Genomic DNA, 4,553 nt, shown 5'->3' on the forward strand with positions numbered 1-4,553 from the left:
GGCGGGGCGTTGCCCCTCCTGGACCGCCCTACGGGGGGGGAGGATCCCCCCCGGACCCCTCGCTGGGGGGACAAAAATATGACCGCCTCTTCGCAGCCCCCTGTTTCCTGGGGGGATGGCGTCGCGGCTTTGCGCGACGCCATCCCCCCAGGCAGCAGGGAGGGTCCGGGAGGGGCTTAGCCCCTCCCGGCCGCCGGAGGCCTCTTCCCTCTTTTCCACTCCCGCGCCGCATGCACGAAATTACGCGCCCAGTGGGGCGCGCCGTGGGCGTGGATGTGGGTGTAGGCGGCGAAGGTGTTGGCGAAGACCAGCCCGTCGTGGCCGGCGTGCATGCCCACGCCCCGTTCCATGCGCAGGCAGAAGGCCTCGGGGCCGGGCAAGCCGGTCTCCAGGGCGGCCTGGCAGCGGGAGTAGTGGAATTCATGGCCGTGGAGCAGCGTGCCCACGGGATGAAAGGGATTCTCCGCCGTCACCCGGGCTAGGCTGTAGCCCAGGCCTTGCGGCTTGGCGCAAAGCGTGGTGTCCACGGGAAAGACGCCGGCCATGGGATGGACGGTTCCGTCGACGACCAGTCCCCGGCACAGGTACATGAAACCGCCGCACTCCGCGTAGATGGGCAGTCCCGCCTCGGCCAGGGCCTTCACCCGGCCGCGCATGGCCGCGTCGCCGGCCAGGGCGGCCACGTGGGTCTCGGGGAAGCCGCCGCCGAGGTAGAGCCCGTCGAGCTCGGGCCAGGACGCGTCGTCGAGCAGGCTCACGTAGGCCAGGCGCGCGCCGGCTTGTTCCAGGGCTTCGAGATTTTCCGGGTAGTAGAACCACAGGGCGGCGTCGCGCACCACGCCGATGACCGGGGCCTCGGCCTCGATGACCGGCCGCGCCGGGCAGCCGGAATTCCGGGACGCCGCGTCCGGCAGGGGCGGGGCGCTTTTGGCGATGGCCACGAGCCGGTCGAGGTCCACATGGCGGCGCACCACGTCGGCGATGCCGTCGAGGATGGCGTCCACGGCACCCTGTTCGCGGTCGGACACGAGGCCCATGTGGCGCTCGGGGATGGGGTTCTCGGCGAGTTTCGGCAGCATGCCGCACACCGGCACCCGGGCCAGGGTCTCGATGGAGCGCTGCAAAATGTCGCGGTGTCGCGGCCCGGCGGTGCGGTTGGCCACCACGCCGGCCAGATTGAGGCCTTCCTCGAAGGCGGCCACGCCGGCGACCAGGGCGGCGGCGGTGCGGGTCATCTTGGTGGCGTCGAGGACGAGGACCACGGGGGCGAGAAGCTGGCGGGCCAGGGCGGCGGTGGAACAGGAGCCGGCCACGTCCATGCCGTCGAAGATGCCGCGGTTGCCTTCGATGACGGAGATGTCGACGTCGCGGGACTTGTCCAGGAAAAGCGGCAGGAGCCCGGCTTCGGGCATCAAGAAAGGGTCCAGATTGGTGGCGTCGCGCCCGGCGGCGAGCCCGAGCCAGGCGGCGTCGATGTAATCCGGACCCTTTTTGAACGGGCGGACGCGGTAGCCGGCTGCAGCCAGGGCCCGGCAGACACCGAGGGTCAGGATGGTCTTGCCTGCGCCCCCGGAGAGCCCGGCCAGGACAAGACGCGGGCGATCGTTCACGGCGTGTTGTCGTCGTGCGCGCCAGTTGGCGCGGCTTGGTTGCTGCGTTCCACGGGGCGTCGGCGCCGCGGCGGCCGCGTCTTCGGGCACGGCGCGACGGCGCGGGCGACGGCCCGGGCCGGTCGTCCCGCCTGCGAGGCTTATTCTTCCTCGGCCTTCTGCTTGCCGGCGCCGGTCATGCCGTACATCGTGGTGGAGCCGCTCGACCAGAACTCGAGCTTGCCCTCGTTGACCAGCTCGGTGAGGATCTTCTTGACTTCGCGCTGCTTCTTGTCCGGGAAGATCTTGCAGAAATCGCTGAAGTAGAACTTGGACTTGCCCGTCTTCCCCGTGAGGAACTCGAGAACTTGCTCTTTCTCGGAAGACATACCGTCCCCTCTTTGTTTTATCCGGGCGGGGAAGGATTCCCCGCCCGGAAGTTGTTGCCTTAGGCCTCGATGTGCTTGGTGAACTTGAACTGGGTGCTCTGGCGCCAAGTGTAGTACGCCGGATCACGGAAGTCGTCGATGCAGTGGTGGGTGAACTCCAGGTCGCACAGCTCGAAGAACTTCTCCCAGCCGATGCGCTCGGCCCATTCGCCCAGGCGCTCGTACTTCTGCGCATTGGCGGCGTAGACCTCGACGATGTGCTTGACCATCTTGGTCAGCGTCGGCCAGCGGGGCGGCTCGTTGGGGATGTAGGCCACCACGACCTTGGAGAACTTCGGCATGGAGATGCGGTTGGACACCTTGCCGCCGACCATGAGCACGATGCCGTCGCCCTCGCCGGAGGCGAGCGGCATGGCCGGGCACATGGTGTAGCAGTTGCCGCAGTACATGCAACGCTCGTTGTTCACCAGGATGGTGTTGACCTTGCGGCCGTCGGGCAGATCGGTCTTGCCGGGCTTCAGGGCGCCGGTGGGGCAGGAGGCGATCGCCAGCGGGATTTCGCAGAGGTTGTCGAGGTACTCGTGGTCGATGAGCGGCGGCTTGCGGTGGTAGCCCACGACGGCCACGTCGGAGCAGTGGCAAGCGCCGCACATGTTCAGGCAGCAGGCCACGGCCACGCGGACGATGGCGGGCATGCGCATGTTGGTGAAGTCATCAAAGAGCTCGTCCATGATGATCTTCACGGTGCCCGAGGCGTCGGTGGCCGGGGTGTGGCAGTGGACCCAACCCTGGGTGTGGACGATGTTGGACACGGAGGCGCCGGTGCCGCCGACGGGGAACTTGAAGGAACCCTTGTCGAACTTGCGGGAGTTCAGGTCGGCCTTCAGAGCCTTGGCGGTCTCCAGGGAAGGCGTCATGAACTCGATGTTGTTGCGGGTGGTCCAGCGCAGGTAGCCGTCGCAGTACTGCTTGGCGATGGCGCAGGCCTCGCGGATGTACTCGGTGGACACCAGGCGGGCGGAACCCACGCGCACGGTGTAGACCTTGTCGCCGCTTTCGGCTTCGTGAACCAGAAGGCCGGGCTCGAGGATCTCGTGGGAGACCCACTTGCCGTAGTTCTTCTCCAGGACCGGAGGCAGGAATTCCTTGAAGAACCGGGGTCCGATGTCGGAAATGCGGTTCTCCATCGGCTTGGCGGGATTGTACCCGGAAGAAACGAACGCCATGTGTTGTTCCCCCTTTTAGCGCTGGTGCAGTTTGCGGTATTCGTTGATGTCACGGGACCAGCCGCCGGGCACCTCGTCTTCCTTCCAGAAGATGTAGGGGTTGGTGCGGGGCTCCTTGACATGCTGGGCCATGGGCGGAATGCCGGTCACTTCCAGAACCTTCTGGAAGCCCAAGCGCTTCAGGGTCTCGCCCAGGCGCTCGCGGTTCTTGCCCTCTTCCATCCACCAGTCCCAGATGTTCTCGATGACTTCCTTGATCTCGTCGTAGGGATCCTCGGCCGGGATGAAGGGCACGAGCAGGGAGCTCATCTGAGCGCCGTCCAGGATGGGGGCCTTGGCGCCGACCAGGATGGACGCGCCGCGCTCGTCACCAACGCGCAGGGCCTTGGGCATGACGTTGATGCAGTGCATGCAGCGGTAGCAGTTCTTGGTGTCGATGGACAGCTTGCCGCCCTCGTAGCTCATGCACTTGGTGGGGCAGAGGTCGATGACTTCCTTCTGGATGTCGAACTTGCCCCAGTCGCGGCCGGCGTGAGCGCCGCCGTTCGAGGGGATCTCGCCACCGACGTAGGCCTTCACGGCGGCCTGGTCGATCTTGATGTCGTCCTTCCAGGTGCCGATCACGGAGAAGTCGGAGCGGGCGATGGAGGCCACGCAGCCGTTGGGGCAGCCGTCGAACTTGAACTTGAACTTGTAGGGGAACTGGGGACGGTGCAGCATGTCCTGATACTCGTTGGTCAGAGTATGGCACATGTGCTGCGCGTCGATGCAGGCGAACTCACAACGCGACATGCCGATGCAGCAGGCAGGGGTGCGCAGGTTGGAGCCGGAACCGCCCAGGTCCTGGTTGTGCTTGTGGGTCAGCTCGTAGAAGATCTCTTCCAGCTGGGGGGTGGTGGTGCCCAGCCAGATGATGTCGCCGGTCGAGCCGTGCATGTTGGTCAGGCCGGAGCCGCGGAAGTCCCACAGGTCGCACAGCTCTTCCATGTAGTCGGCCTTGTAGAACAGGCCGGAGGGCTGAGCCACGCGCACGGTGTGGAAGTGGGCCACGCCGGGGAACCTTTCGGGCTGGTCGCAGTAACGGCCGATGACGCCGCCGCCATAGCCGAACACGCCGACGATGCCGCCGTGCTTCCAGTGGGTGGTTCCGTCGGTGTAGGACATTTCAAGCAGGCCCAGCAGATCGTCGATGACGTCCTCGGGGATCTGCAGTTCGATGCCCTTGGGGTTCTTGTGGCGAACTTCCGCGGCATGCTTCAAGTCTGAGACGAAGCTGGGCCACGGACCGCTCTCAAGCTGGTCCAGCAACGGGGTCGGGTGTTTGGCCATGTGTTCCTCCAAAAGAGTTG

General features: G+C 66.0%; 4 protein-coding genes. All 4 read right to left on the reverse strand.

What is annotated here, in order from left to right:
* Positions 1–176: 176 nt before the first annotated feature.
* The 4 genes from Q1K70_RS03485 to dsrA all read right to left on the reverse strand — a co-directional run bounded on the left by Q1K70_RS03485 (position 177) and on the right by dsrA (position 4,533).
* Positions 177–1,610: a cobyrinate a,c-diamide synthase gene (locus Q1K70_RS03485; protein ID WP_300155808.1), complete on the reverse strand. Its 1,434-nt coding sequence runs from the start codon at positions 1,608–1,610 to the stop codon at positions 177–179.
* A 140-nt stretch (positions 1,611–1,750) separates the two neighbouring features.
* Positions 1,751–1,978 carry a dissimilatory sulfite reductase D family protein gene (locus Q1K70_RS03490; RefSeq protein WP_012749937.1) on the reverse strand — a complete coding sequence of 76 codons (228 nt, stop codon included), beginning with the start codon at positions 1,976–1,978 and terminating at the stop codon, positions 1,751–1,753.
* Between the two features lie 59 nt (positions 1,979–2,037).
* A complete protein-coding gene (gene dsrB / locus Q1K70_RS03495) occupies positions 2,038–3,204 on the reverse strand; it encodes a dissimilatory-type sulfite reductase subunit beta (RefSeq protein ID WP_300155816.1) in 1,167 nt (388 codons plus the stop codon).
* A gap of 15 nt (positions 3,205–3,219) precedes the next feature.
* Positions 3,220–4,533 carry a dissimilatory-type sulfite reductase subunit alpha gene (gene dsrA, locus Q1K70_RS03500; RefSeq protein ID WP_300155819.1) on the reverse strand — a complete coding sequence of 438 codons (1,314 nt, stop codon included), beginning with the start codon at positions 4,531–4,533 and terminating at the stop codon, positions 3,220–3,222.
* Positions 4,534–4,553: the final 20 nt, after the last annotated feature.

Source organism: Solidesulfovibrio sp. (genome assembly GCF_029978005.1).
GTDB lineage: Bacteria > Desulfobacterota > Desulfovibrionia > Desulfovibrionales > Desulfovibrionaceae > Solidesulfovibrio.

Bases quoted from the DNA above. Each gene is read 5' to 3' on its own strand.
- Q1K70_RS03490 (WP_012749937.1), bottom strand. From the start codon at position 1,978: ATGTCTTCCGAGAAAGAGCAAGTTCTCGAGTTCCTCACGGGGAAGACG.
- dsrB (WP_300155816.1), bottom strand. From the start codon at position 3,204: ATGGCGTTCGTTTCTTCCGGGTACAATCCCGCCAAGCCGATGGAGAAC.
- dsrA (WP_300155819.1), bottom strand. From the start codon at position 4,533: ATGGCCAAACACCCGACCCCGTTGCTGGACCAGCTTGAGAGCGGTCCG.